24 protein-coding genes and 1 riboswitch are annotated in these 23,458 nt (G+C 38.6%); of the genes, 23 read left to right on the forward strand and 1 reads right to left on the reverse strand.

The genetic code is table 11. The features are described 5' to 3' along the window. The first annotated feature begins 22 nt into the window (after positions 1 to 22). The gene (rlmD, locus tag LPB68_RS16330) at positions 23 to 1,495 is read left to right on the forward strand and encodes a 23S rRNA (uracil(1939)-C(5))-methyltransferase RlmD (protein WP_068661041.1); all 1,473 of its coding nucleotides are present in this window, start codon (positions 23 to 25) and stop codon (positions 1,493 to 1,495) included. A 16-nt stretch (positions 1,496 to 1,511) separates the two neighbouring features. Here rlmD and LPB68_RS16335 read toward each other — a convergent pair whose 3' ends face one another. Next, positions 1,512 to 1,787 carry a hypothetical protein gene (locus tag LPB68_RS16335; protein ID WP_157756238.1) on the reverse strand — a complete coding sequence of 92 codons (276 nt, stop codon included), beginning with the start codon at positions 1,785 to 1,787 and terminating at the stop codon, positions 1,512 to 1,514. A gap of 386 nt (positions 1,788 to 2,173) precedes the next feature. Continuing rightward, positions 2,174 to 2,259: riboswitch (cyclic di-GMP riboswitch) on the forward strand. Positions 2,260 to 2,323: 64 nt separating this feature from the next. Here LPB68_RS16335 and LPB68_RS16340 point away from each other — a divergent pair. The 22 genes from LPB68_RS16340 (at position 2,324) to LPB68_RS16440 (ending at position 23,457) form a co-directional block, all read left to right on the forward strand. Continuing rightward, positions 2,324 to 2,683, forward strand: coding sequence for a response regulator (locus LPB68_RS16340; protein ID WP_068661043.1), 360 nt, complete (start codon positions 2,324 to 2,326; stop codon positions 2,681 to 2,683). 28 nt (positions 2,684 to 2,711) lie between these two features. After that, entirely contained in the window at positions 2,712 to 4,565 is a 1,854-nt protein-coding gene (locus tag LPB68_RS16345) for a flagellar assembly protein A (protein ID WP_068661044.1), read from the forward strand. Next, entirely contained in the window at positions 4,537 to 5,577 is a 1,041-nt protein-coding gene (locus tag LPB68_RS16350) for an HD-GYP domain-containing protein (RefSeq protein ID WP_237087896.1), read from the forward strand. Before LPB68_RS16345 ends, LPB68_RS16350 begins: the two co-directional genes overlap by 29 nt. 20 nt (positions 5,578 to 5,597) lie before the next feature. Further along, positions 5,598 to 5,969: a helix-turn-helix domain-containing protein gene (locus LPB68_RS16355; protein ID WP_068661045.1), complete on the forward strand. Its 372-nt coding sequence runs from the start codon at positions 5,598 to 5,600 to the stop codon at positions 5,967 to 5,969. A gap of 28 nt (positions 5,970 to 5,997) precedes the next feature. After that, on the forward strand, positions 5,998 to 6,645 hold the full coding sequence (locus LPB68_RS16360) for a GAF domain-containing protein (RefSeq protein WP_068661046.1): 648 nt from the start codon (positions 5,998 to 6,000) through the stop codon (positions 6,643 to 6,645). A gap of 319 nt (positions 6,646 to 6,964) precedes the next feature. After that, complete coding sequence (locus LPB68_RS16365; protein WP_068661047.1) at positions 6,965 to 7,501, forward strand: hypothetical protein; 537 nt, start codon at positions 6,965 to 6,967, stop codon at positions 7,499 to 7,501. Beyond that, entirely contained in the window at positions 7,470 to 7,655 is a 186-nt protein-coding gene (locus LPB68_RS22375; protein WP_082865834.1) for a YdbC family protein, read from the forward strand. The genes LPB68_RS16365 and LPB68_RS22375 overlap by 32 nt, the downstream gene beginning before the upstream one ends. Before the next feature lie 59 nt (positions 7,656 to 7,714). Then, positions 7,715 to 7,969, forward strand: a complete 255-nt coding sequence (locus LPB68_RS16370) for a hypothetical protein (protein ID WP_068661048.1) — start codon at positions 7,715 to 7,717, stop codon at positions 7,967 to 7,969. Between the two features lie 21 nt (positions 7,970 to 7,990). Then, positions 7,991 to 8,176: a hypothetical protein gene (locus LPB68_RS16375; protein ID WP_068661049.1), complete on the forward strand. Its 186-nt coding sequence runs from the start codon at positions 7,991 to 7,993 to the stop codon at positions 8,174 to 8,176. Positions 8,177 to 8,229: 53 nt separating this feature from the next. Beyond that, positions 8,230 to 8,496, forward strand: coding sequence for a hypothetical protein (locus LPB68_RS16380; RefSeq protein ID WP_068661050.1), 267 nt, complete (start codon positions 8,230 to 8,232; stop codon positions 8,494 to 8,496). A gap of 36 nt (positions 8,497 to 8,532) precedes the next feature. Next, complete coding sequence (locus LPB68_RS16385; RefSeq protein ID WP_068661051.1) at positions 8,533 to 8,868, forward strand: hypothetical protein; 336 nt, start codon at positions 8,533 to 8,535, stop codon at positions 8,866 to 8,868. A gap of 116 nt (positions 8,869 to 8,984) precedes the next feature. Continuing rightward, positions 8,985 to 9,383 carry a hypothetical protein gene (locus LPB68_RS16390; RefSeq protein WP_068661052.1) on the forward strand — a complete coding sequence of 133 codons (399 nt, stop codon included), beginning with the start codon at positions 8,985 to 8,987 and terminating at the stop codon, positions 9,381 to 9,383. Between the two features lie 557 nt (positions 9,384 to 9,940). Then, positions 9,941 to 13,312, forward strand: a complete 3,372-nt coding sequence (locus tag LPB68_RS16395; RefSeq protein ID WP_068661053.1) for a hypothetical protein — start codon at positions 9,941 to 9,943, stop codon at positions 13,310 to 13,312. A 129-nt stretch (positions 13,313 to 13,441) separates the two neighbouring features. Next, positions 13,442 to 13,612 (forward strand): hypothetical protein, encoded by a 171-nt coding sequence (locus LPB68_RS23170; protein ID WP_198402183.1) that lies wholly within the window; start codon positions 13,442 to 13,444, stop codon positions 13,610 to 13,612. A gap of 11 nt (positions 13,613 to 13,623) precedes the next feature. Beyond that, positions 13,624 to 15,696, forward strand: coding sequence for a hypothetical protein (locus LPB68_RS16400; RefSeq protein WP_068661054.1), 2,073 nt, complete (start codon positions 13,624 to 13,626; stop codon positions 15,694 to 15,696). A 328-nt stretch (positions 15,697 to 16,024) separates the two neighbouring features. Beyond that, positions 16,025 to 17,749 carry an ATP-binding protein gene (locus LPB68_RS16405; protein WP_068661055.1) on the forward strand — a complete coding sequence of 575 codons (1,725 nt, stop codon included), beginning with the start codon at positions 16,025 to 16,027 and terminating at the stop codon, positions 17,747 to 17,749. A 2-nt stretch (positions 17,750 to 17,751) separates the two neighbouring features. Then, positions 17,752 to 18,225: a hypothetical protein gene (locus tag LPB68_RS16410; RefSeq protein ID WP_068661056.1), complete on the forward strand. Its 474-nt coding sequence runs from the start codon at positions 17,752 to 17,754 to the stop codon at positions 18,223 to 18,225. Positions 18,226 to 18,403: 178 nt separating this feature from the next. After that, positions 18,404 to 19,687: a site-specific DNA-methyltransferase gene (locus LPB68_RS16415; protein WP_068661057.1), complete on the forward strand. Its 1,284-nt coding sequence runs from the start codon at positions 18,404 to 18,406 to the stop codon at positions 19,685 to 19,687. Positions 19,688 to 20,053: 366 nt separating this feature from the next. Beyond that, a complete protein-coding gene (locus LPB68_RS16425; protein WP_068661059.1) occupies positions 20,054 to 20,884 on the forward strand; it encodes a hypothetical protein in 831 nt (276 codons plus the stop codon). A gap of 254 nt (positions 20,885 to 21,138) precedes the next feature. Then, entirely contained in the window at positions 21,139 to 21,855 is a 717-nt protein-coding gene (locus LPB68_RS16430; protein ID WP_068661060.1) for a transposase, read from the forward strand. A gap of 168 nt (positions 21,856 to 22,023) precedes the next feature. Further along, on the forward strand, positions 22,024 to 22,869 hold the full coding sequence (locus tag LPB68_RS16435; RefSeq protein ID WP_068661061.1) for a tyrosine-type recombinase/integrase: 846 nt from the start codon (positions 22,024 to 22,026) through the stop codon (positions 22,867 to 22,869). Between the two features lie 186 nt (positions 22,870 to 23,055). After that, positions 23,056 to 23,457 (forward strand): hypothetical protein, encoded by a 402-nt coding sequence (locus LPB68_RS16440; protein WP_068661062.1) that lies wholly within the window; start codon positions 23,056 to 23,058, stop codon positions 23,455 to 23,457. The last annotated feature ends 1 nt before the right edge of the window (position 23,458 follow it).

A 23,458-nucleotide genomic window follows, 5' to 3' on the forward strand; every position in this document is an offset into this window, starting at 1 on the left:
GGGAAGAAGTGAATATAGCATCATGAGAAAACACCGTAGCGGTCGCTCATCCGACCGCCATAGCAATCCTGCTCCATTGATTGGATTGCCGGTTACCAAGAACGACGAAGTCGTCATCGACATTGTCGGTATGAACCATGACGGAGATGGGGTTGGCCGTGTAGAAGGCTATACCCTATTTGTGCGGGGGGCTCTCCCAGGGGAGAGCGTTCTGGTGAAAGTTCTGAAAACCAAGAAGCAATATGGTTATGCTAAACTATTAAATATCATAGTTCAGAGCCCTGATCGTATTGAAGTGCCCTATTCGATCAAGGATCAATATGGTGGATGTCAGCTACAACATATGGATTACAACGCACAATTGATATGGAAGCGTCAGTTAGTAATAAACAACCTAGTGCGCATTGGGAAATTAGATGTACTAGATGAACAAGTGAGTGGGGAAGCTGCAGAACAAGGGATTAAGGTACATGATACAATCGGCATGGACAATCCTTGGCGTTATCGCAATAAAGCCCAAGTCCCCATCGGAGAATCTGATGGAGAGCTTGTAGCGGGCTTCTATGCCCGAGGAAGTCATCGTATTATCGATATGGATGTATGCCTTATACAGCATGAGACCATTGATCAAATCCTTAATCTTGTTAAAACTATCGGTCGTAAGCTTGGTATCACAGCTTATAACGAGGAAACAGGACAAGGTTTACTTCGCCATGTTGTCGTTAAAGTGGCCTTCCGTACAGGAGAAATAATGGTTGTCTTAGTAACGAATGGTGCGAAGATACCGAATGTTGACACCTGGATTGCCGAGATTACCAAGTCTATGCCAGCTGTGACTAGTATATGTCAGAATATCAATACGAAGCAGACGAACGTCATCTTCGGTGATAAGACTAATGTATTGTGGGGGAATGAAGTCATCTACGATTATATTGGTGACGTGAAATTTGCCATCTCCGCACGTTCATTCTATCAAGTGAATCCAGTCCAGACTGAAGTGCTGTATAGGAAAACACTGGATTATGCGGGACTTACAGGAGCAGAGACCGTCATTGATGCCTACTGTGGCATCGGAACGATATCGTTGTTCTTAGCTCAACATGCGAAGAAAGTCTATGGCGTAGAAATTGTCCCTGAGGCAATCGAAGATGCACGGGCTAATGCTAAGTTGAACGGTATGACCAATGTCGAATTCGAAGTCGGCGCTTCAGAGGATGTCATTCCTCGCTGGAAGGAGCAAGGGATCACGCCGGATGTGATCGTCGTAGATCCACCTCGTAAGGGCTGTGATCCGCGCTTACTAGAGACGATCCTAACGATGCAACCGGAGCGGGTGGTGTACGTGAGTTGCAACCCATCGACATTAGCGCGCGATCTGAGAGTGCTCGAGGATGGCGGTTATCGGACGGTTGAGGTGCAACCGGTGGATATGTTCCCGCATACGGTGCATGTGGAGTGCGTGGTAAGGATATATCGAGAGGATGTAACAAATTAATAAACCCGTGATATAACTAATAAAGTCCAGCTAAAATCGTAATAAAGTCCTGATATTCCTGAGTGAGTGAATGAGAAAGGCAGCAGATACCGCCAACCTCCAGGCACACCCAGAAGCCTGCAAAAGAACCGAAAAAAACCGAGTGAAAACCAGGTATATCCCTGTTTTCACTCGGTTTTTCTTTTGCCTCGTTAAATACCTCGGGGTTGTCGTCAGATCGCCGCGGCACACGAAACCCATGATATTCCTGCCTTTTCCCCAAATCGACTCCCCTCTTTACGAACTTCTTCATCCATCTCCAATCGTTTGTCTCCCCATTCATTTCCCCCTGATCTTTTGCATGGCGGTTTTGTAGCAAGAGTTTATTTATGCATGCAACGGTGGAATGCGGGTTGAGGTGGTGTGAAGTAGCAGGGGTTTATTAATTGGGAACAGAGGATTAGGGTAGAAGCATAATTGATAAAACTTTGAAACGCTCAAAGCGTTAGTAGGATATGATCTCCGTCAGCGTTTTTTTGTGCGAATATTTATTTGCTGACAAGCTGTTGTCGCTGATTCTTTTTTATTAATAGTGACGCTTAAACACATACCATCAAAACGTGTCGAATATTGCAAAAAAATGTTGAAATGTTTGCGTTTTGCAAATATAATAAAGCTAACATGAACTACATAATGCTCAAATCGAAACGGCAAACCTATTAAAAAGTAGGGACGCAAAACTATGGACCTAAGGAAGATAATTCTATGGTCGCCAAGTTACCGAAGGTGAGGTGAACCTCTAAAACATCACTCTTCTGGATGTTTATATTTTTATATTTGGAGGGACACATGGCGAGAATAATGATTGCTGACGATAGCCCTTCTGTTCGCTTCTTGATTTCAATTTTAGTTACTCAGGCAGGTCATGAAGTCGTTTTACAAGCAAATAATGGACGTGAGGCTTTAAATGTCTACTTTGAGACGAACCCCGACTTATTGATTGTCGATTTTCAAATGCCTATTATGGATGGCATTTCTCTCATAGAAGAGATTACGAAAGTAGATCCCGATGCCAAGATCTTGATGTGTACAGGTTCAATTGAAAAGTTACAGTGTGATTCGAGAATGAATAAGGGTGTTACGGTAATCGCAAAACCGTTTGATAATAAAGACTTTATCGAAGCCGTTTCAACAGCCTTAGCGAATTGAAAGGAATATAACAAGTGAGGTGTTACCTATGTCAGATATCAGTGAACAAGAAATATTAAAGTTGTTGAAGAAACTCGACCAATATTCTCATTCACAGGAACGAGAGGGAATAGGATCATCTTCAACTACGCCTATTAACCTAGATGATGAGGTCGTGGATGGATTTATTAAGGTTGAGCATGGAAAGGTCATTGTTGGAAATCCGTCCAATGGGGGTAAAGTCCCTACTTTAAAGGTACAAGCTCCTGTCAAGCTGTTGATAGATGGACAAGAGATCAGTAAAGAGACTAAAGTTTCTTCTGAAAGCGTAATCGAGTGGAAGATTGAAGAAAAGCCCTTATTCGAAATATCAGTATCAGAAGACAAAATAGATGCATATTTAACAATTAATCGCACACAGAGACATGCATGGTCGTTAGCTGATAAGGCTCTTGAATTGGGTGTAACACTGACTGCGGAGGAAGATTCATCAATCGTTTTGGAGACCATCAACCTGCAAGATATTCTTACAGCAGTTGAAAATATGAACATTAAGATGAATCTGGATGTACCAGCCATACATATGGAAATCCTTCAGCTTTCTCATCGACCTGTGAAGATCGCAAGAGGTAAGCCGCCTGTTCAAGGTCAGGACGCCCGACTGGATATATTCTTCTCGGAAAACATCGAGAACATCTTAACCGAGGTACGGGGGTTAATCGACTATAAAAATCACATGAACATTCCCTCCGTCAAGAGTGGAGATGTCATTGCTAAGAAAACACCACCTGTAGAAGGACAAACGGGGTATGATGTGCTTGGAAATGTGTTATTTCCCGATCCGGTTAAGGACATTCGTATTGCTGGGAGGGATAACGTAGAGATTACATCGGATTCCATTGTTATTGCTAAAAAAGAGGGAAGACCTCGAGTCACAGGTAATCAAATTAAGTACTTTGACATCAATACGGCTTACCTTGTGCCAGGTAACGTTGACTTACAAACAGGCAATATCGTATTTGCAGGTGACGTGATTGTCTACGGAGATGTTATGGATAACATGATTATTGAATCACTGGGGAACATTTATGTGGCTGGCAGCGTTTTTAATTCGACTTTAACAGCCACTGGGAGTATTGCAGTGAAGGGAAACGTCTTCGGGAGTAATTTGTATTCTGGATATTTCGGGATGCTTTATAACAGGCTCTATAATAATTCCAAACAGTTGATGGATATACTTGAAAAAATGATGCAAAGCGCAAAAATGTTATTAAGTGAAATCAGTAAGAAGAATATGCAAGTGCGGTATGGCCAAGTGTTGCTACTGGTTATAGAAAGCAATTATCAGCAAGTATGGGATGTTCTGAAAGAATTGATGGGTGTTATTTCAGGCATACAGTCTTACAATAAAGATGCTTTGCAAGAACTGAACAACTATTTAGAGTTATTCCTCCAGCCAACAAAAATAGTGGAAATCATGACAGCTCCTAGAATGGAAGATTTCTTGCGAGTCTTAAAGAAAGCATTCATGAGAGTCGCTTTAAGTCAGGAATCGCAAGTCCAAATCAACATAAACCAAGGTCAGAACTCAACATTAAAGTCGAATGGAGACATCCTTATCCGAAAAGAAGGCGTTATCCAATGCGACCTTTATTCAGCAAGGAATATCATTTTCTTTCTGGACAATTCCGTTTGCCGAGGCTCCAAGCTTGAAGCGGGAGATACGATCTCTGCCATGTATGTTGGTGGCATCACAGGTGTAGTGACAAGCCTTAAAGCAACAAAGAAAGTTATTGTGAAGAAAATGTTTGAAGGTCGAGTTATCATTGATCGGCAAAGCATGGATATATTTGAACCGATTGAAGAAAAGACGTTTGATCATAACAGTTTTAACCAACTTTAAGTGGGTGACTCTTATCGATAATACGCGTTTTATTGGGAGAAGATTAAATAATAATGTTTATTCGAGGCAAGGCAGCTTACTTCTACCTCAGAACAGTATCTTAGACAATCATCATCTTGATCTCCTTCACCAACACGGAATCGAGATATGGCGAGAAGACATCCAACTGGTTACGGAAGTCATAATGGAAGAAGCGATTTCAGAAGTTCAAGCGATCTATGAAAAGATTCATCACCAAACGGAACAGCTATCGAATCAAGGGATACAGGATGAGTTAATGCCGAAAATCCAAGAATTATGTATCAACAATAACCTATCGAATGTTATATTAGAATTAAGTAAAAAGGATAATTATACCTATCGACATTGTATTGGAGTTGCGGTTATTTCGTTTTTAATCGGAAAATGGTTGAGGATGAAAGACGAAGAGCTAAGTGAACTTGCCATTGCGGGTTTATTGCATGATCTTGGCAAGGTTAAGATTCCTGATTTGATATTAAATAAAGCAAGTAGGCTTAATGCTGACGAGTATGCCGAAATGAAGCTCCATACACTTTTGGGGTATGAGATGATTCGGAATATTTCAGAAATGACGGAACAACAAGCTCTAGTTGCGCTTCAGCATCATGAAAGAGAAGATGGCAGCGGATATCCATTTGGAGTTTCGGGCGAAAAGATCACTCCATTCAGTAAGATCGTATCAGTCGCTGATGTGTTTCATACGATGATTTCAGAACGAGTGTATAAGAAACCAGTACCCTTGTACCAAGTGTTTCAGGAAATCTACAAAAGTTCCTATGGATTGTTTGATCCAAAGATTGTTCATAGTTTTATCATGAACATGATGAACAGATTGGTTGGCGATCATGTGATTTTGACGGATGGTCAAGTGGCTCGTATAGTCATGCTCCATCCAGACGATCTTATCAATCCTTTAGTTGAGGCTAAAGGACAATTTTATGATTTACGACATTCTGAACATAAAATCTTAGACTTTGCCAGCAATCAATAACGAAACAAATGGAGGTTCCCATGAAAGTCTCTACTTTAAGATTATTAAGAAAAGAAAGAAAGATGACTTTACAAGCTGTAGCAGAGTCAATCGGTGTAGCTAAAAGCACCTATGCCTGTTATGAACTAAATTATCGACAGCCGCCCATTGAAGTGTGGCAGAAGCTGGCCATACTTTTCAACACATCCGTCGACTATATAATCGGAGCTACGGATGATCTTCATCCCCAATATAAATGTACGAATGCGAAAGCGATTCTTAAAAATTCGAAACTTCACTGGGATGGAGTACCATTAACGGCGAATGACCTTGAAATAGTTCGTGATCTTTTGGAGAGGGTTGTTCAGGAAAGGATAAGTTCTAAGGATAAGAAGGGGTTGTCTAGCATTTGATGTTGCCAGACTGCGAGGTGTAAATAAGATGAAAGATATAATCGATTCCTTGAAACATTTTAAGCTGACCAAAGAAATAAGAACATTACTAACACAAATACATCCAATGAACAAAAGACAATCTGATTTATATAATGTTTTCAAAAAACTCTACGATTCAGAACTGATTGGGGATCAAGAACTGTTTTCTCTCCAAACTCGACTCTCCCTAAGTCATTATTGTATGACGATGGAAGAAAAGTTAAATGGTCTGCTATGTGGAGCTTATTTATTTGAGGAAGATGAAAAACGATTATGGTTCGGAGCAGGTCCGAGTATACCAGATGGCTACAAAGAATATTCACATGGGCTTGATGTCAAAATGGATATTCCAGGTGGGGCAGAAGAGCCGATTTACCTTAGAAATACATTAATTGTAAGTAATATTGAACGCGGTGAAGACATTGTAACATTAAATCATAAGAAGGAAATGATGGCGGACGGATTTAAATCGTATTGTTGTACTCCTTTGGAATATCAGGGTAAGATGATCGGTCATACCGTTTTATTTTCTGATCAATTAAGAGATTTTTCTGGCTCTGAAATCGATATGTTTCAGGACCATCGCAATCAAATTGAAAAAAGATTATCCCAGATTAAAGATGAAATAATCTTCATTTTAAAGAAATCACAGTGATTTCGGTTATGATATTGCTTGTGATCATAGATTTTTCTTTGTTGATAAGTACTATGAAACTGATTTCATTTAGATTTCTAAAAATGGGATGATGGGAAAACGATATTATGATGTTTCTATCATGGATGGTTATGAAAAAAATGTAAGCGGAGAAAATTGCTGATCTATTAAGTGGTAAAGACTGGAGTTGATTCGCCATCCGCGAATGGTCACCTGAGCACGATAAGATGGGCAAAGGTGTCACGTTGTCTAAAGAAGAGATCGTTGCACTGAGGGATTTGCTGAACGGATTGAAAATTTATAAAGAGGAGAATTCATTGTGAGCCTAACTCGAGAAGACTTTTTTTGTGGAGCATTTCTTTCTTATCTATTAAACAATAGAATTGTTCCTGCCATATTTGAAGAACGAATAGACCCAAATAGAAAAATATATGACTTCACTACTAATAAGGGCGATTTTCGTGTGTATGTTAAGTCTAGCGAAAAGCCAGTCAATGAAAGTAGTCAAAAGAATGGTTGTAGATGGAATTTTCCGTTTACTGAAAATCAGATTGATGAGTTGAAAAGTGTTAAATCTGAAGGAAGGCAGATGTATTTTGCTTTTGTTTGTGGAAAAACAGCATTAAATAAAAGTAAAATTGCAATTATTCCAGAAAGTATCATATTTAAATATATTGATATTGACAGAAATAATAAATACAAGGGTCAAAGTATAAAAATAAAACTTGTCAAAGGGCATTGGGACTTCGATGTCTACGGAACAGCTAGGTCAGACAAAGTAGACGGATTAGATAATACATTAAAGGTAAGAGTGAAAAATATTGATGAACTTTTCGGGCAAGAGCAAACTGCATAGAGCAAGAAACAATCTCATTAGCTGGAATGACCGCGAACCTAAATATGATATCCGCGAATGGTCACCTGAGCATGATAAGATGGATAAAGGTGTTACGTTGTCCAAGGATGAAATTGTTGCGTTGAGGGATTTGTTGAATGGGTTGGGGTTGTAACCACAGTAGAAATGATTAGAAATGACTGCATAAATATAATTTTGTATGGAGGGGTAGAGTTGAAAATTAAGACGATTAATCCAACAAACATAAATCGATTACGTATTGCATTTGAGAATGTGCTTCTAGACAATGGTATTAGGTATACTAAAGTAGGTATAACAGAGGATGGAGACGAATTGGTTTTCCTGTTTGAAGGGAACGATAAACTGCATACCTTCAAATGGAATAAAAAAACGTGTGTTGGTCATGGCACCGAAGAAATAGCCAAAAGTGTACTGGAACCAATGATAACCAGATTAAAAGGGATTTAATTAACTTTCTTGAGGAGCATTATGATCAGAAAACCATGCAAACTAGATACTGACTTTCAACGATCAATTTCATTCCAAAGAGAAATAGAAGTTTGGCTTGATGGAGAGCTTGATACAGTAGGTAAGGTAGAGTCGTTCACCGACGAAACTGTTAAAATAGATGGTAGCTACTTTATTCGAGAGAATTGTAAATTTTGGATGATATGAATGGGTTATTGCATTAGGTACTAAAGTAAGAAAAAAAACAAGGTGGGATACTCATGAGTAAAGTGTTTACAATTAAACAAAACATACTTAAAATTATTTCGGATGCTGAGCCTATTACAACTTCTTTCATGAATAAATCCGAGTTACTTGAGATTGAATTTGTTAAATTGTATAGTTCTCTTCCCGATTTTTATCGATATAGTATATCTTCTGACAATAATCTGATGGCTGAATTAAACGAAGGAAAGCAATGGTGGGTAATAGGATCTATTGATAACACTGAAGGTTTGTTGTTTCCAAGATTTAATCCTACGAAATGACTGTTGTATCTGCATTCAAATTTGAGGAGGCCTATCATGACTGAAGAAATATTGATGGTTAAAATTCAGAATACCCTTGCTGAAGGAAAAGATCTATATAATGCAACTCGTGGAAATTGGGTTATTGATAAAAGAAGATTTAAAAATATTCGATATGTAGTTGGAATTCAAAACGGAGAAGTAGTATCTGTCTATGAGCCGAAAGAGTGGAGTATCATAGAAAGTGGTGAGGACGGAGGGAGAAAGTTTTTTGATGGTATAGAATTACAAGACAGTGCTCTTTTTAATAAATTTCAGAAAGCAGCTCCCAAAATGCTTGAGAAATTTGGAAACGGTCAAGCAATTGGATATATAAGCTTGCCCGAAATATAATGATCTGAAAAATTGGAGGTTGCTCAATAAAATGCGAGTTTCAAATTGAAATTATTGATAGCGATCCTTAAACATGATAATCTGAGTTTAACACTTTGCTAAAGGATGGCTTACATATGAATAAACCTTTATTTATCATTATCGGTAGCACTCGAATAAAACTTAGCAATATCAAGGATTATGCGATTTATACGGAGTACAGCACGTCAACTTCAGAAAAAGTGACTAAAACGTCTAAGACCACATATGAGAGACGGATAGGAAAAGTAGTAGGATTTTTAGGAAAGATTCAAAGCTTTTCCTCTAATCTTAGTGAAAGTGATCGTGAAAAACTACAGAAAGAAATTGAAGATAATTATTCAGATGCTGTAATCACAAAGGAAGATGTGATAGAAGAACTTGCTGAAAGATACTTACTAATATCAACTTTTCAAGGCGATCGTTTTAGATTTTATGAAAGTAATGTAGATATTGTTTCAAAACTTCGAGAATTGGATATTCATTTTACAGAATAAAATGTTGATTTAAACTACTATAGAGCAGGTATTTGCTGTTCCAGAATGTCTGTATATAGAAAAGATAAAGAACCGAGAGCACATCGCCTACGGTTCTTTACTTTGTATACATTTGTAAGAATTCTATAAACAAAAATAAACTACTTGATACAGTAGTTTCCATAAGATATATTAGATTAGTGTGCCTAATAAACGGTACATATTTACATTACTATTCCCAATTAAGGAGGTATATTTGTGCATCCATAAATCTTGTATTCCGTAGGATCTGAAACATTAAAAGTACAAAAACTGAAAAAGAACATATTCAATTTGCATAATTTACTTTTATAATTTATCACGATTCACGTTAAAACACAAGTGAAAATCAGCAAGTTTTATATTTTTTCTTTTATTGAACTGGTGGATAGAAATTGCGAATTAGCAAGAATCCCTTGTTCTATAAGGGTTTTGGAACAATGGTGATTAAAAGGGTAGATGCTTTTTCCGAAAGTAACAAATGAAATTATATAGTGAATTAATATATTTTACATTTAAAACTTGGAGGTCATAACACCTTGAAAAAAAGCATTGTTCGCATACGTCAGATTAAGCTTTCTAAAAGCAACATCGGAATTTCTAATGGCAAATTCATAATTACGCAACAAGAACCTGTTTTGATCCAGCAGTCAGAGAACCTATACTACCACACCCTGTTTCGCTTACTCAACAAGCCGTTCCCACCGCAATATGACAATCGAAACGACTATACTACTGATGCCTTCATATTAACTGGTGAAATGATAGAAGACAACGAAAGAGATAACAATCCAGCCAAGCGCAAATCATTTGCCGAGATCATCGAGAAAGGAATATGGATAGCTGATATTCATTATTTACGTTCTATTTGCAGTGTTTCGATGAAACGATCTCAACGTACTTTGTTCGTTCGAGCAGACTTGCGAGACCATTTGGATGAGTATTTATCACTCGGTAAAAATAAACAAATCAAGCAAACCATTATCAGCAAGTATCTGGCTTCGATTGGATTGTGTTTATCCAGCGCTAATATTGTTGAGAACAAGCCAAGAATATGCGTAATCGAAGATGCCATCAAGCCTGTTACCGAGAACGTCCTTCAGGTACGTAATTACAGGAAGACAGAAAACGAAGCCGAAGAAAATGAACGTATCCAACAACTTATGATTCAGCAAGATATACAACAAGAGCAGAATAAGTTAGCTAAGGCAGAAGCGAAAGAAAGACTATCACAGGATGCTCTTGCTAAACTACCCAAATCCCAATTTCAATTTCATAAGGCTCATGGCAAATGGTTTGATGAGAATCGGTATGTCCGTGCAGAAGATATATTGAAGCCAGTTGCCCACACCCTCTTTCAAGGAATCTATTATCCTGCCTATGAACTTTCACAGACGGAGGAGCGCATACAGATTCCATTAACTCCTTATAGTGTAGGCAAAGAGTTGGCAGCAATGAAGGATTATTCGCATGATACAAACTTATTCGATGGAATGGGACTTTGTTCAATTGAATGGGCGACGAAAATCAGTAAGGCATTAAAACTCGATTATGTGCCAAGCGCTTTTCAATATCGTGATCTGATGCAGAAAGGATTATTGCTGAAAATGGATTTTAAAGCCTATTTCGCTAAACATGGCATTACGGCTATCCCTGATTTGTGGGGCAAGCCTCATACCATTAAGGAGATTGATCTGATCCTCACGGCAAGTCAGTTTAAGATGTTTCTAGAGAAAGAGAAAGATGACGACAAATTGTTCTCCAGCATTCAAGAGTACGATGATCTCAAGGATCATTATGGATTCAAGCATATCGCCATAGCTGCTGTAAGTAAACAAATGGTGGACACGAATCCCTATATCCAAACCGCCTATCAACATATACAGGCATTTGCGCTCACACCAAAGGAACTGAATCGTCTTGTGCTGCCGACATCCAAATTAGCGAGAGAACTGGTTAAGGGACAGAATATTTCATTTATCAAAGCTTACCTTGGCATGTATCCCCATGAAGAGGAATCGGATTATGAACTGCGAGATTATTTTGCTGAAGCCTTGGACATACACGATGGAATGCTTGATGATCCCCATATGCGAAAGTGGCTGGCTGGACGAGCACAAGATATTGTGAAGGATGTTTATCAAGGGAAATTTTATGTTCGAGGATTTACAAATCCTATCGCTGTTGATCCTATTGCTTTTATGGAATGGGCAATGTACCGCGATGTAGATAAAATCGTTGGTTTCCTTCATAAGGGAGAATTTTATGCCAAAGGAAGAGAAGGGCGATTTGTCGGTATTCGCAATCCTATCGTTCATTACAGTGAGACGCTCAAAATGGAATTCGTAGAGTCGGATCATAAATGGATCAAAGATATCGATGGGGTGGTACTATTCAATGCCCATTCCCTTGCCGCGCTACGCATTGGGGGCGCAGATTTCGATTGGGATCAGATCAGTGTTTACGATAATGAAATCTTGCTGTGGAATATTATCAACTCGGATGTGATTATTCCATGTTCAGATGAAGCGCCCAAAACGAAGGAGAAACCTCTAAAAATACAATCCATCATCGAATACGAATTGTTCTCCTTGTCGAACGAAACTGGGAAAATAACCAACATTGGCACAACCTTTGCTAATCGCTCTTGTGAACATAACAATGGCGATCCAAGCCAATACAGCTTTGAATGTGCAGTTTCCAAAATTCTGCAAGGCGATGTCATAGATTCTCAGAAGTCTGAAGTCCCTGTTGTCATACCGAAAATTTTAAAGCAAGAAGCCAGATTGAAGCCTTATTTTATGATCAATATCGACTTTGGCGATAAAAGAAATTATCAAAAGCGTGAATGGGCAGAATCACCCTTAAATCAATTGGTGATACGTGCGGAGAACTGGATGAAGAAAGTGTTCTCAGAAGATGGTGATGTTTTGAAGGACGAAATCGAGGGGTATGTGAATCCAAGCCGACAAACCTATAGGTTGCTTCAAGATAAAACGATGTGCGATACGGCTACATTTAATCGTATTATTACTGAATTAAAGCCAGTTTATGATGACTGGATGAGTGAGAAAGAAAATATTGATGCGACTTATGATCCTAGTCAGGCTATTGGCAAAGATCAGCGGAAAGAAGTGGGTAAGCAACGAAGAAAAGCGTACAGTCTGCTGAACGAGGAGATACGAAAGCGAGGTCTTGAGATTTATGCGGAGCCTTCCGTTCTTGCTTCATGCGCGGCGCAAATTTCTTACATTCTTACTAAAAGTGAGATCAGCGGTAATAGTTACGCTCGGAATGACAACTATGGATTTTGCTGGACAGTTTGTCCGTCAGGAATCATTGCTAATATGAGGGTGCATGAAAATTACAGCAAACAAGATATCTTGGAGGTGAGCTCGCTGAATCATTTGAGAAGAGACTTCGGTGGTAAGCGGCTTGCCGTACAAGATGGTTTAGGCGTGGTTGACGGTGAGGAAGTAAAAGTGGTATTGCCAGATGGTATCTATAAGATTCGCTCGGTTATCGGGAAGCACTTTATTGAAATCGATGTGGAAAGAGAAGCAAATGTTGTCTACGCGTTCAATAAAATCAGTAATAAGCCGGAGTTAAAGTTGAAGCCGATTAGAGCCCATTACGTGAAGCTGCTCAAAATAAACCCAGATATGTCCCCTGTTCAATTGTTTGATGTTATAGAAGAGTTGGACATGCATTTGCAAAACAATACTAAAGGTTACCTCGCATTATTCGACCAAACTGAACGTTATCTTGGCTCTATTGCCAGTGAGTATGTAACGGGAGGTTCTGGAGAGGAAGCCTATGACTTGGAACAATATATCGGGACAAAGGTAACGATTGCTGAGAAAATAATGTCTTACTCAAAATCTATTGCGATCAAAATTAATATATCTTAATGGGTTATAGCCCCGCTACGAGCGGGGAGGAAGGGAAAGAAGAAGGACAAAAAGACAAAGACAACAAACACCTATGACCATATTGATTGGTGCTCACACTATATTGAATCAAAACGGAGGTGAATCAATTTGAACTATTTTTACTGTTACGATGGCCAGATGATGCGGAATTTACAAATTAGAAATATCCGTTATATTACTCGCGCATTAACCATCGATAAGCATCAGAAGTTTTGGCTATATGAGATTAACAATGAATTTCAGCAAGCATTAGAGGAAATTAAGAATACACAAATTTAAGGAGTGAGTCTGTGGCAGTTAATCGAGACAAAGAAATCGGGAAAATGTTCAACTATTTAGGTAAAGGTCATAAGACTAATATCCATACGGATGCATTTAGGGATATCGCTAATGTATTCTTCGATTTTTATGACGAGTATGATAAGCAATTTACCCAATTTTTAGAATTTAAGAATGGTGAACATGAGCAGCAGAAGTCTGATCCGAATGTGTCATGGGTCTGTAATGCCAGTATGGGTCATGGTAAAACGACTGTTTTGATCAGTTTTTTAAAATGGCTTGTATCAGAAACAAAGCATAAGAAGAAAATTCCTGTTCTAATGGTTATCCGTGAAAATAATATGGCCGATGATATATTTAATGAAATGAAAGCGTTTAATGAAAATTGTATTGTGGTCGTTGATAAGGATAATAAAGAAAATATCGAGATATATGTTCCTTATCATCAGATTGTGATTATTACACATGCTCGAATGGACAATCTCGCACTAGGTTATGGAAATCAAAATCAATATTCCACATGGCATCAATATAATCAGTGGGCATTTAGTAGTAGAGAAAAATTAGATCCGAAGAATTTAATCAATAAACGGAAAAGAATGCTCATAGTTGATGAGAAGCCGAGTGGTAAAAATTGTTCTTTTTTTGATATCGCCAGTAAAAATAATGGACTAGACTGGTTCGATAATTTATCTAAAACATTGAAATTATCCAATATTTTGGTTCAAGATTACAGGTCTCAAATTAGTAATTTGATTTCGGATCATCTATATATTAATGAGACCAGCCATACTAAAGCATTGATTTATAATGATCGGTATAAAGATAATATTCGAGTTGAAAACTTGAAATCTATTCTCAAAAAGATACTCAAATCTGATGAGAGTAAAAGGAACATAGAGTCGATTAAACAATTGAAGCATTTTGAAAAGTTGCTCTATGAGGATAATGTTGGGCGAATTGATAATTACGATGACAGAGGTGTAGTAGGCAGGAAAATTATCGTATCCGAACGAATCGACTATATGAAACTTAAAATGAACATGTTAGTGCTTGATGGGACTGCTGTCTTAAACAAACGACAGTATATTGGCTTTAATTTGAAGGAAGTTAAGAATTACAATGACTATTCTCGGTTGACAATTATTCAAGATCTTATCAACACCAGCAAATATAGTAGGAGTAAGGAAAAGTCGACTACTCAAAAGACGATTCATGAGCGAATCACTAAACTTCACCAGGCTCATACCGAAATGTTTGTACTGCCTATGAAGTATGATATACCGATTTATAAGGGGATGGGGAGTATTCATAAAATTCACTTAGACTCATTTGAGATAAAGGTGAATGAAAATACGAAGCCGATTAATCTATTAAATACGACTGGTAAAAATATATTAAGAGATATTTTGGCACTGTATTTAACGTCTGTTCCTAAAATGAATGCGGATTATTATAAAGCCATTGCAATTAGTCTTTATGGTGACGATGTTGAATTAGATATTAATGAAGATGAAAATTCAACTTGTTGGTTTAAAGATATGAAATTGGAGATGATCTACAGAGGTGAACTTTATGCGGAAATTTTGCAAATTATTCATCGGACAGCATTAAGAAAGATAAAGGATAAAACCCCAATCCATATTTATATAGCATTTGATGATTCAAAAGGAGACTCGTATTTACGTGATTTTCAACCGCTAGTATATGAATTAAATGATTGGTACTTTAAAAATTGTAAATACACATGGCATCAACTCCACGATGATTCTTTGTATGGACTTGAGGATAAAGTCAAAGCATTCGCGGATGATATATCAAAATGGATTTCGAAGAATATCACGTATTTTAATAAGTTGCCGTTACCTTTGTCTAAAATTGATGAAGGAAAAGATGGTATTGGTGAAAAATTCAGAAATTGGCTGAAGAGAAATTGGAGAGGAAACGAAGAATTGATTAATAAAAATTTTGCTGATCTTGGTTTTGAGATTTATGAAAAAAAAGATAAAAATAGTGATCGTACTAAATATATTGCCACATTTAAGAATCATCGTATCCATTCAAAATGGGAAGATATCGGATAGCTGATTAACGTGGTACAACTTCTTCTATATATAGGGAGAAAATGCACCACGCCAAAAAAACAAAATTATCGCATCCGCCAACTCCAAGATGGTTTTCCTTGGATTGGTGGGGCGACAGCAAAGAAATACGCAAAAAGGCGCACTTACTTTTTGGGTTTTCTGCGGTAGGTATTTGAACTTGGTTTTGAATTGAAACAATTAATGTAATAGGAAGCTATTTAGAGCCATATTCGTATGGTTCTTTTTTTATGCCCAAAAGTTTAAAATTTTGAATTTTTACATGGAAATATATCTTGATGAATCTAAAACGTAAAGGGAGAATTTTAAAATGGAAATGGTATCGATTCACGATTGGATGAAATTTAGGAGTTTGGAAACATTACCGCAGAAGGCTGGAGTGAGCCGAGACAAACTTGGACTATTGGTTGCAAAGGAACTGGCCGATAACGCACTCGATCACTGTGGTCAATGTGAGGTCGGCTACTTAGAACCGAATGGTTTCTATGTGAAGGATAATGGTGAGGGTATCGATTCTGCTCTACTGTCAGAATTATTCTCGATTAATCGTCCGTTTATGTCCAGTAAAATATTGAGGATGCCAACTCGCGGCGCACTAGGAAATGGTCTACGAGTGGTAACTGGATCGGTGATTGCTTCAGGTGGGACTATGCATGTATCAACTAGAGGGAAACGGTATCAAATACAGTTTCAGCCGGATGGATCGTCCATTGCTGAGATTATTGGTGATGATGTCAATACTGGAACTACAATTGAAATTCAGTTTGGTGATTCGTTAAAGGTTGACCTGGATTGGGCTGAAGCAGCTATCTATTATAATCGTGGTGATGAGTATAAAGGTAAAACGTCAGGGTACTGGTATACATCGGAATCGTTTTATGAATTGTGCCAAGGACATAGCGGAAGCGTTCGAGATTTGGTTTCGGAATTTGATGGTTGTACTGGAGCCAAAGCTGGGAAACTGGCGAGTAGTTATAAGAATCGATTATCGAACTCAATGACGTTCGAGGAAGCGGAAGAGCTACTTGGAACTATTCGAAATGGTAGCAAACAAGTAAATCCAGATCGTCTAGGAAGCATGGGAGAAGTTGCAGGTTATTCTTATTATAACTCCAATGATCAATTTACTGTGCCTACTGGTCGTGGGATGTATGGAGCCGAGATTCCATTTGCTGTTGAAGCGTGGATTGATTTTGATACTCCTGCTGGACTCGATGTGCTCATTAACAAATCGCCTATAACAGGACAGATGAACCTGTATCGTGGAAAAAAGGACATGGTGATTTCAGGCTGTGGTTTATTCGAAAATATAAATATGAAACTTGCCCATATCGTCATCAATATTATTACGCCATATATGCCGATTGTCAGTGATGGGAAGGAACCTGATCTGAAACCAATGAAGGACGCGATTGTACAAGCCGTCACGAAAGCGGCAAGTAAAGCGAAACGCAGTCTGCCAAAGGAAACACGTAAATCGCAGAAGGATATCATCCTGAACAATCTTCAAGCTGCCATTGACAAAGCAAGTGGGAATGGGCGTTTACCTTTCAGCCTTCGACAAGTGTATTATGCGATTCGGCCATATATTATCACAGAATTGAACAGGCAGCTTGAGTATGGTTACTTTTGTGGTGTGGTTACGGATTACGAGGCTGTACATGGTGATATTCCGAAAATGTATCGAGATAATCGAGGAGTATTGTATCATCCGCATACTGGTCAGGAAATTCCAATTGGAACATTGACTGTTCAAGGTTATAAGCGACCTGAATGGACGTTCAATAAGATTCTGTATTCTGAGAAGGAAGGTTTGTTTCCACTACTTAAAGATGTGAAATTTCCTGAACGCTTCGATTGTGCATTGGTCACGTCCAAAGGGTATGCAAGTCGAGCCGTTAAGGATTTGTTAGATATGCTTGGCGAAACGGAGAGGAGTTGCAATTTTTCTGTATACACGATGCTGATGCAGCAGGAACTAAAATTTATGAGACGCTCGTTGAGGAAACAAAAGCCCGTCCTGGACGAAAAGTAAAAGTGATCAATCTTGGACTCGATCCATGGGAAGCAATGAAGATGGGATTGGAAGTTGAAGAGTTGGAGAAGAAGAAAGATGAAAAGCCTGTTGCAGCATATGTTCCTGAACAGTGGAAGCTATGGCTACAGACGAATCGTGTTGAATTGAATGCTATGGATTCTGAACTGTTCGTGTCTTGGCTGGAAGGAAAGATGACGGAATATGACAAAGGTAAAGTTATTCCTGACACGATAACTTTAACGAATAGTCTGGAGCAAACTGTTCGTAAACGTGTAGAACAAGAAATAGTAGATGAAATACTGCGAGAAGCTGGTTACGAGGAACGTGTTCGTCTACGGATGCTTCATTTATCGACTAGCCTAACAAAACGATGTGAGTTGCTGGTGGAGGAAGTTTCAAATGTGCTGAACGACTATCGCGAAAAATGTTGGCATGATGTCGTTAGCAATATTGGTAATCAATTGGAATTGTAGGAGTTGAGAATAAATGCAGTGGTATAACGGGTTGAAATATTTCGCTTATCGAGTGCAAACTTATCAAGTTAAATGGCGGTTCAAAATACCAAAATTTTAAATTATACATAACTTAACGCAGGAACTTTGGCTAATCGCTAGGGTTCTTTTTGCTTTATACAGAATAGGGGAATAGACAATGGAATTTATAAAATTAAAAATTGATCAACTGGTTCATGCTGATTATAATCCGAGGAAGGATTTAAAAGCTGGTGATCCAGAGTTTGAGAAGATTCGCAAGAGTATTGAGGAATTTGGCTATTGTGAGCCGATTATATGCAACAGAGACTATACAATTGTAGGTGGACACCAGAGACATAAAGTGTTGAAGGCGCTCGGATACGAAGAAGTGGATTGTGTGTTGATCGATGTTGATAAGACGAAAGAAAAAGCTTTAAACATTGCGCTAAATAAAATCACAGGTGAATGGGACTTTGATGCGTTAGCTGGATTGCTCGATGAATTGAAGCAAGAGGAATATAATATCGAGCTGACTGGATTTGATTTCTCGGAAGCTGAGAAGCTATTCGATGAGTTTAACAAAGACGATGAGTCAGATGAAGATGATTTTGATGTTGATGATGCTCTGTCTGAGAATCCAATAACTTTGCGTGGTGATATATGGCTGCTAGGTAAACATCGATTAGTTTGCGGCGATAGCACAAATGAGCAGGATATGGCAACGTTAATGGATGGTAAGAAAGCCAGGTTAATTGTGACTGATCCTCCTTATAACGTGGATTATACCGGAAAGACCAAAGATGCGTTGAAAATTGAAAATGATAAGATGGATAATGAGCAGTTTTATGGTTTTCTATTGGCAGCATATAAACGGATGTATGAAGTGGCAGATGATGGAGCGAGCATATATGTTTTTCATGCTGATAGTGAAGGGCTGAACTTTAGGATGGCTTTTAGAGATGCTGGATTTAAATTGACACAATGTTGTATCTGGGCGAAGTCCAGCATGTGCCTCGGAAGGCAATCGTATCACTGGAAGCATGAGCCAATTCTTTATGGAAATAAGCCAACTTATAAAAAATATTGGAACAGTGACCGAAAGCAAACTACTCTGTGGGAATTTGATAAACCATTCCGAAATGAATTTCATCCGACCATGAAGCCTATTCCGCTGATAACCTATCCGATCAAAAATTCCAGCAAGATTGGTGATATTGTACTCGACTCATTTGGTGGCTCAGGAAGTACATTAATTGCTTGCGAGGATACGGATCGAATTTGCTATACGATGGAACTGGATGAGAAATATGCAGATGTAATTGTGAAACGGTATATTTCTCATGTTGGCAGCGATACTGGCGTGTATTTGATTAGGGATAACGTAAAGTATCCGTATCAAGAAGTGAATTCCTTGAATGGGATTCACAAACAGCAGATATCATTGATTACTATGCAAATATGATTAAATTACGAAAAGAATATCATATAGTCTCAATAAAAAAAATTGGAGTTATTAGCTTTAGTAGAAATGCTGGTGTTGGTGAAGGAGTTGTGAAAATTACCTATAAAGATAAAAATGGCGATGAACGGTACGAGATAAACAATTTAAAATTTAGTTTAGATTCTAAAGATAGCTGGAAAATAACATCAATATTAAGAGATTAGCACGACTAGGAATGTCGAAGTCTGCCGCTCAAAAGCGTTACTCGAATACATCTAGGAAAAAAGGCTGCTAACATGTGACTTTTTTCCTAAAAGAAACCTACCAAACTAAGGAAATTGATTATATAATGGGAAAAGTTCCTAAACATAACCGGAGGGGTCAAACATGTTAGATTTTATCGCAATTATTTTGTTTTTCGTATTCATCTATCTGCTTATTGCAATCATCAAACCATCCACATTTCTCAAGTTCACAAAGATGCAATTTTCTCGCGGTAAGACAGCGCTTTTTGCGTTCATCTCATTAGTTCTGTTCCTAGCGACCATAACTGCAGCGGCACCTGATGAAACGGCAAAAGGCATTGAAGATGGCAAGAGTACCACTGCCGTAGCAGAAGCGGATGCAAACGATGCAGTTGATGCTAAGGCAAAGGCGGACGAAAAAGCAAAGAAGGAAGCTGGGAAAAAGGCGAAGGAAGAAGCGGAGAAGAAAGCGAAAGAAGAAGCTGCAGCCAAGAAGAAAGCCGAGGAAGAAGCGAAAGCAAAAGCTGAAGCAGAGGCAGCACTTGCTAGAAGTAAGAATCCCGAATGGAATACCGCTGAGTTAGATGCCATGGAGAATGGCAACATACATCTAGCAATAGACATGTTGAAGGCCATTAAGAACGAGCCAGTCACGCCCATTCAAGCCGACGCTGGTTCGGTATTTAAGACACCATGGAATTATTACGGAAAACCAGTCGAGTTTACTTTATATGTCGCTATTGTCCAAGACTACCCACCAGATAGTGAAACAGGTCAGATTGGTATGCTCTCCGAGGTTGTCGGAACTACCGAAGATGGAACGATCATCGACGTTATTGGACTTGTCCCAAGCGGCGATATTGCAGTTGGTGACGAGATTACTATAGTTGCCTACCCTGTCGGCCATGTGACCGTTGACAATAAGCTAGGTGGTCAAACAGATCAGTTATCGGTAGTGACAAACAAATACTAAGGTTTCAACTGAGAATCCTGTGCGTCTACTGCACAGGATTTTTTGTCGCTTAACGGGATGGCTTAACTTCATAGATCATCGTATAAACAACCGAGGTGATAACGTGATTTTCGTTGATAACGGGAAACATTAGTTGAATAGGTACGATGACTTTAAGTAAAACGGAATAGTTAATTGATAATGATTATAAAAACTATACAGTAGTCTATGCATCATTGCATAGGCTTTTTTGTTTGACTGGAGGTGTGTTGATTATGTCTAAGGAAAAGAAATCGAAGAAGCCGACCAAGTATGAGTTGAATGTTGAACCACGTTTTGATGAGATTAGGCAATGGATTAAGGATGGAGTAATTGATGATGAGATTGCAGTTCGATTAGAGATACATATTACCACGTTGTACGAATATGTAAAAATACATCCTAAATTCACAAAGTTAATGGAACGTCCATCAAAGTATGAGACCCATATCGTACCAAGATTCAACGAGATTAGAGATTGGTGCCAAGAGGGATTAACAAATGAACAAATGTGTGAGAAACTCGGCATCCATCCTGCTACTTGGTATGAGTATGCAAACAAGCACCCAACCTTCAACGAGCTTATTAATTGGAGTAAGTCTGTTACTATAAATCGCGTGGAAACTTCACTTTTTAAATTAGCGATGGGGTATGAATACGAAGAAATCAAAACAATTATTGAAGAGGACAAGAATGGCAAGAAGAAAACCAGGATCGAGAAGGTGAAACGTCATCAGCCCCCAAACCCGACAGCAATGATATTCTACTTGAAGAACCGAGCTCCGAACGAATGGAACGATAGACGTGAAATTATTATCGATACTAAAGCTGCTGAACTCGAACGGAAGCTACTATTCCTTGAGATGATTGAAGCTGATGTAATAGAAGCTGAATATGAAGCCATAGAGGAGTCCGGCCATATTGAGGAAGGCTTCGAAGAGCCAGATGCATAAGGTTATGTCGTCAGTAATTCGATAGATAAAGGGTGAAATGTGCCTCGAAAAGGGCAGTATTCGGCTATAAAACAGGCATTAATCCAACATAATAAAAGTTATGCATCTAGTTGACTGTCTCCCCCACCAACGGTATGATGTGACACACAAGCGAAAGGTGGGGGCGATATGCCGTATTTACAGGGGTTTGAGGCACATTTACGCAGTAAGGATCGAAGCGAGAACACAGTATCCTGCTACTTGAGGGATATATTGCAATTCATGGCTTGGTATCGGGGTAAGACGGAGTATGGGTTGGAGAAGCTGATCGAACTGGATGGGGTAGAGTATAAGAAGTACCTTCAAAGCAGCGATCAAGCCATACTGACGATCAACCGGAAGATAGCCAGTATCAATGTATTCTGCCACTGGATGCACAAACAAGGCTATATAAAGGAAGAGATACACGTTGAAGCGGTAAGAAACAAGGATGTCCGGCAATATAAAGGGTTAGAGGATACAGACATGTGGAAGGTACGGAACGAGATCCATCGACATGGCAACCGAATGCATATCTGTATCATAGAGTTGTTGATTGGAACAGGCATCAGGGTAAGCGAATTAGTCGGTATTCGGCTGAAAGATATAGACATGAGCGAACGTAAAGGGTTATTGCGGATACTCGGCAAGGGGAATGCTCAACGAACGCTTCCTATTAATAAGGATGTACGTAAAGCACTCACTCGATACTTGGAAATTAGACTGGAAAGCGACTCGGAATACTTATTCATCGGGCAGCGTGGAGCATTTGAGAGAAATGCGGTCAACTTGATACTCAATAAATATGGGGATCGGGTAAATGTGAAGGTAACTCCGCATATGCTCAGACATACACTAGGATATAGGTTAATAAAGAATACACCGCTGACTACTATTCAGCAAATATTGGGACATGATCACGTTTCCACTACAAATATCTACACTTTGACAACCGAAAAGGATATGGCTGAAGCATTAGCGAATATTGAGTGGTAGAGATACCGCTCTTTTTGTTCTTGTCAGGGAGGGGGGCGGCTTCTATATGGGAAACCGGAGCCGCTAGCAAAGGATGCAGGAATTTTTGTTGGAAAATAGAGGTGAAAGCATTGTATTGGTAGAACTGTTTATATACCTCGTGTTATAAAGTTGGGGAAATAACTACATAATAGGTGATATAACTATATGAGTGTAAATATTAAAATTTATCCAGACTATTTTCCTGCGAATTGCCCTCCAAATGATGCTCTAGAAGAAGAAATAATTGTTTATCGTTTATGTGAAAGTAATCCAGTAAGTGAGAATGATTTTTTATCACACTTTATATTGAATCCAAATAGAAATTATAATGGAAAGTTGCAAGCTTTCGGTTTATCTGTTATTTCTGATATAGAGGAAATTGAGAAAATGAGAAATATATCTCCAATCATGCGAAAAAAGAAGTACGTTGCTACCGGAATGACGATGGGATCTAGTGGTGTAATTAAAAAAACTCCGAGTAATAACTGTAATTCTCATATAACTTGGTGGTTAATTAAAGAGGCACTTCCTCATGCTTATTTTGAAGTATGCAAAGAGGTGGTTTAGT

Source organism: Paenibacillus crassostreae, assembly GCF_001857945.1.
Classification (GTDB): domain Bacteria; phylum Bacillota; class Bacilli; order Paenibacillales; family Paenibacillaceae; genus Paenibacillus_AQ; species Paenibacillus_AQ crassostreae.

Coding starts and splice junctions, on each gene's coding strand:
- rlmD (WP_068661041.1), top strand. CDS start 23: ATGAGAAAACACCGTAGCGGTCGCTCATCCGACCGCCATAGCAATCCT.
- LPB68_RS16335 (WP_157756238.1), bottom strand. CDS start 1,787: ATGAAGAAGTTCGTAAAGAGGGGAGTCGATTTGGGGAAAAGGCAGGAA.
- LPB68_RS16340 (WP_068661043.1), top strand. CDS start 2,324: ATGGCGAGAATAATGATTGCTGACGATAGCCCTTCTGTTCGCTTCTTG.
- LPB68_RS16345 (WP_068661044.1), top strand. CDS start 2,712: ATGTCAGATATCAGTGAACAAGAAATATTAAAGTTGTTGAAGAAACTC.
- LPB68_RS16355 (WP_068661045.1), top strand. CDS start 5,598: ATGAAAGTCTCTACTTTAAGATTATTAAGAAAAGAAAGAAAGATGACT.
- LPB68_RS16360 (WP_068661046.1), top strand. CDS start 5,998: ATGAAAGATATAATCGATTCCTTGAAACATTTTAAGCTGACCAAAGAA.
- LPB68_RS22375 (WP_082865834.1), top strand. CDS start 7,470: ATGAACTTTTCGGGCAAGAGCAAACTGCATAGAGCAAGAAACAATCTC.
- LPB68_RS16375 (WP_068661049.1), top strand. CDS start 7,991: ATGATCAGAAAACCATGCAAACTAGATACTGACTTTCAACGATCAATT.
- LPB68_RS16380 (WP_068661050.1), top strand. CDS start 8,230: ATGAGTAAAGTGTTTACAATTAAACAAAACATACTTAAAATTATTTCG.
- LPB68_RS16385 (WP_068661051.1), top strand. CDS start 8,533: ATGACTGAAGAAATATTGATGGTTAAAATTCAGAATACCCTTGCTGAA.
- LPB68_RS16390 (WP_068661052.1), top strand. CDS start 8,985: ATGAATAAACCTTTATTTATCATTATCGGTAGCACTCGAATAAAACTT.
- LPB68_RS16405 (WP_068661055.1), top strand. CDS start 16,025: ATGGAAATGGTATCGATTCACGATTGGATGAAATTTAGGAGTTTGGAA.
- LPB68_RS16415 (WP_068661057.1), top strand. CDS start 18,404: ATGGAATTTATAAAATTAAAAATTGATCAACTGGTTCATGCTGATTAT.
- LPB68_RS16425 (WP_068661059.1), top strand. CDS start 20,054: ATGTTAGATTTTATCGCAATTATTTTGTTTTTCGTATTCATCTATCTG.
- LPB68_RS16430 (WP_068661060.1), top strand. CDS start 21,139: ATGTCTAAGGAAAAGAAATCGAAGAAGCCGACCAAGTATGAGTTGAAT.
- LPB68_RS16435 (WP_068661061.1), top strand. CDS start 22,024: ATGCCGTATTTACAGGGGTTTGAGGCACATTTACGCAGTAAGGATCGA.
- LPB68_RS16440 (WP_068661062.1), top strand. CDS start 23,056: ATGAGTGTAAATATTAAAATTTATCCAGACTATTTTCCTGCGAATTGC.